Raw genomic sequence first — 3,904 nt, 5'->3', positions numbered from 1 at the left:
TTTCAAAGTTCATTTTGTCGCTTCATCTCTTAGCGACTTATATAATAATAACACATCCAAGCTTGTTTGGTCAACAACTTTTTTATATTATTTTATTGCCTCATTTATTCGTTTAATGTGACAACGATTAACAATATACCATTATTCTTTTATGATTGCAATAACTTTATAATAAAAAAAGATAATGTTTTTCATTATAGCTAAAGAATAGTTAACTTGGCTAAACGCTATTTACTATAATGAAAAACAATTACCCCGCTGTTACAGGTAATTCTACTACAAATAATGACCCTTTACCGATCTCACTTTTTACATATACTATTCCGTTATGCATATCAACAATTTTCTTTACAATTGATAAACCTAATCCATTTCCGCCGGTTGTTCTGTCTCTTGATTTATCTGCTTTATAAAATCTTTCAAATATATGCACTTGATCTTCTTCAGAAATACCAATTCCTGTATCTTGAATTTGTATAACTACCTTGTCATTATCTTGTGTAGCAGATATAAATATATCACCATTATTAGAAGTAAACTTTATACTGTTTGTAATTAAATTCATCCAAACCTGATTCAAAAGAACCTCGTCTCCAATAAAATCAATTTTACCAAGATCAACATGCATATTGATATTTTTTTCTAATATCTGAGGTTCGCAGCTTAACAATGAGTACATAAGTTGGCTATTTAATGAAAAACTGTTCTTTTCTATTGGCTGGTTTTGTGATTCTAGTGAAGTTAGCTTTAGTAAATTATCGCTAAGCTTCGATAATCTTGTACTTTCATACTCAATTATATTTAAATATTGCTTCCGCTCTTCTAATGGTAAACTCTCATTTTGTAATACTTTAGCAAAACCTTTAATAGATGTTAAAGGCGATTGAATTTCATGTGAAACGTTAGAAATAAACTCTTGTCGCATGTTTTCCATTTGATCTAAATTTTTTGCCATATGGTTAAAGCTATCTATTATCTGTCCTATTTCACCACCAAATGCATTCCTGAATTTTTCAAGATCGACTGATACGTTAAACTCTCCTCTTGAAATACTTCTAATTGCCTGCATTATTTCTTTTACCATTTTCATTTGCTTTGGATGATGAAACATTCTACCGAATACAGCTCCTCCGAGCATTAGTAATAGAAAAGTTAAAAAAGTATTTATGATTTGTTTCGTTATGTCTGATAAATTAGAAAGATGATGTTCATAAAAGTAAATAGTAGAATAGTGAACAATTACGCTTCCTATCGTTATTGCAGTCGTTAATAATAATATAGCTCCTATAATATCTCTAATTTTTTTTAATACTTTCATTTCAATAACTCCATTCGATACCCTAATCCCCATACAGTAGAAATTTTAAAACCAAATTCTTTCTCGGGAAATCTTTCCCTCAATCGCTTTATATGGACATCTACAGTTCTTTCATCCCCTGCATAATCAAATCCCCAAATGTTTTCAATTAATTGTTCTCTGGAATAAGTCCTACCTAAAGAGCTTGCTAAAGTATATAAAAGCTCTAACTCTTTCAATGGCATATTGATTACTTCATTGTCATTTAGAACTTTGTAATTACCGTGGTCTATTACTAAACTTCCTATTTGAACTATTTTAGAAGAAGATATTTTTGATCTTCTTAACAAAGCTTTTACTCGAACAACTAATTCGACTGGTTCAAATGGTTTTACGATATAATCGTCGGTCCCTAATTTAAACCCTCTAACTTTCTGTTCGGTTTCACCTTTTGCAGTTAACATAATTATAGGAAGATCATAATTGTTACGTATTTCTCGACAAAGCTCGAACCCATCCATTTTAGGCATCATTAAGTCTATAATTAACATATCTATTCTGTTATCTTCAAAAACACTAATTGCTTCAATTCCATTTGTAGCCTCAAAAACAGTAAAGCCCTCATCCCGAAGTAAAACATTTAATAGTTTTCTAATATGTGGATCATCGTCTACGATTAAAATACTAGCCATAAAAACACCTTCCCTCAATTTAATTACACTGCACTATTTACTCTTAGTTGTTGATCTGCAAATTCTCTATACATTAAATGGTTACTATATAATTCTTCATGTGTTCCGATACCAGTTATTTTTCCTTTATCTAAAAATACAATTTGATCCGCATCTATAACTGTGGAAAGACGATGAGCAATAATTAAAGTAGTTCTCCCTTTCATTAAATTGGAAAGTGCATTTTGAACAATTAATTCTGATCTACTATCGAGATTCGAAGTTGCTTCATCCAACATTAATAATTTAGGGTTTCTTAGTAAAGCTCTCGCAATACCTATTCGTTGTCTTTGCCCACCTGATAGTTTTATACCTCTTTCTCCAACCTCTGTATTAAAACCTTCAGGTAAATCATTAACAAATTGATCTACATATGCCATACCCGATACATAAGCCAATTCTTTATCAGATATCTCTCTTTTAATCCCATAACAAATGTTATCTCTAATTGTACCGACAATTAGTGGACTTTCTTGTGCAACATAACCTATTTGTTTTCTCCAACTCTCTAAATTGAAACTATTAATTGGATTATCTCCAATTGTTATTTCTCCATTTTTTGGAAGGTAAAGTCGTTCGATGAGTGAAAATAAAGTTGTCTTTCCACTTCCACTTGGTCCTACAATAGCCGTTACCTTACCTGGAGGGATCACAAAATTAAGATTTGTTAACATCTCTTCTTCCTTATATGCAAAATGCAACTTATTAATCTTAATTGGTAAATTCATATCAACTTCAACTTTTCCAGTTTGATAATCTTCTTCATCTAGTTCTAATATACTGATCATTCTTTCAGTAGCACCTTTTGTTTTTTGAAGCTCAGTAAAGAAATGTGTAATTTGTGTTACTGGGAAGATAATTTGAAATAAATAAAGTATATAAGCCACTAAAGCCCCTGCAGTTGTTGCACCTGATGAGACTCTGACCCCACCATAGCCAATAATAACTACTAAAATAAGCATCAATACAAAAGAAACAATTGGTCCAATGAAAGAGTGTAACTTTCCTTCCTTAATACCGAAAGATAATAAATTATTAATGCCCTTATTTCCATTAGTAATTTCAGTAGTTTCTGCATTCGAAACTTTTACTAATCTAATTTCTGAAAAAGCTTGGCTTATTAATGATGTGAATTTTGCTGTCTCATCTTGGGTTGCTTTTGATAATTTTGACATTTGTTTTCCAATGGGGATAAATATTAGTGCAATGACAGGTACAATACTAAAAGTTACTAATGTCATTCTCCAATCTAATACTAGAAGTAATATAAAAGATCCAATAATTGAAATGATTCCTGTTAAAAAGTTTGTTATGTGTTCTGTTATTAATCCCTTTAAAATAGCTGTATCATTCGTAACTCGACTAACATTATCTCCAGTCTGAGTCTCATCGAAATAAGATATTGGAAGTACAATCATTTTCTTCCACAATCGGTGTCTTACATTGGCAACAACTGTATTTCCTACGCGGCTAAGCAGATAGATAGAAGCTGCTGATGAAATAGCCTGTATAATTAGTACTGCAACAAAAACCGCTATTTGTCCGGTACTTAAGGATGCTAATGAAAAACCATCTACAAATTTCTTTGTAAGCAAAGGTAATAGTAACCCGACTAAAGTAGTGGCTACACTTAATAGTACGCCTATTGCAAACAACCATTTAGGAGGATTAGCATTTTTTATTAAAGAGATAAAATTTCTCCAGTCACTTTTTTTATTTGTATTAGTTTCCTCTTTCATATCTTTACTCCTTACACTTACTATTTTCTATCTACATTACCTTTAAAATTTACAACAAAAATATGAATAAAGAATGAACTAAATTTTTTTTCCTCTTAAAGATTATCTTTTATAACGCAAAAAAAACATCAGCCTAA

At 30.8% G+C, this 3,904-nt stretch carries 3 protein-coding genes; all 3 read right to left on the bottom strand.

Translation table 11 applies throughout. The features are described 5' to 3' along the window. Positions 1-250: 250 nt before the first annotated feature. The 3 genes from COI44_RS23615 to COI44_RS23605 are packed head-to-tail and all read right to left on the bottom strand — an operon-like array spanning position 251 to position 3,767. On the bottom strand, positions 251-1,318 hold the full coding sequence (locus COI44_RS23615) for a HAMP domain-containing sensor histidine kinase (RefSeq protein WP_179887244.1): 1,068 nt from the start codon (positions 1,316-1,318) through the stop codon (positions 251-253). Beyond that, a complete protein-coding gene (locus COI44_RS23610; protein ID WP_098430053.1) occupies positions 1,315-1,989 on the bottom strand; it encodes a response regulator transcription factor in 675 nt (224 codons plus the stop codon). Before COI44_RS23610 ends, COI44_RS23615 begins: the two co-directional genes overlap by 4 nt. A 23-nt stretch (positions 1,990-2,012) precedes the next feature. Then, on the bottom strand, positions 2,013-3,767 hold the full coding sequence (locus COI44_RS23605; RefSeq protein WP_098430052.1) for an ABC transporter ATP-binding protein: 1,755 nt from the start codon (positions 3,765-3,767) through the stop codon (positions 2,013-2,015). Positions 3,768-3,904 lie beyond the last annotated feature (137 nt).

It is taken from the genome of Bacillus sp. AFS088145 (assembly GCF_002564465.1).
Taxonomy (GTDB): domain Bacteria; phylum Bacillota; class Bacilli; order Bacillales; family Bacillaceae_G; genus Gottfriedia.
Note: the sequence above shows the minus strand (reverse complement) of the source record. Positions and strands in the feature narration are given on the sequence as shown.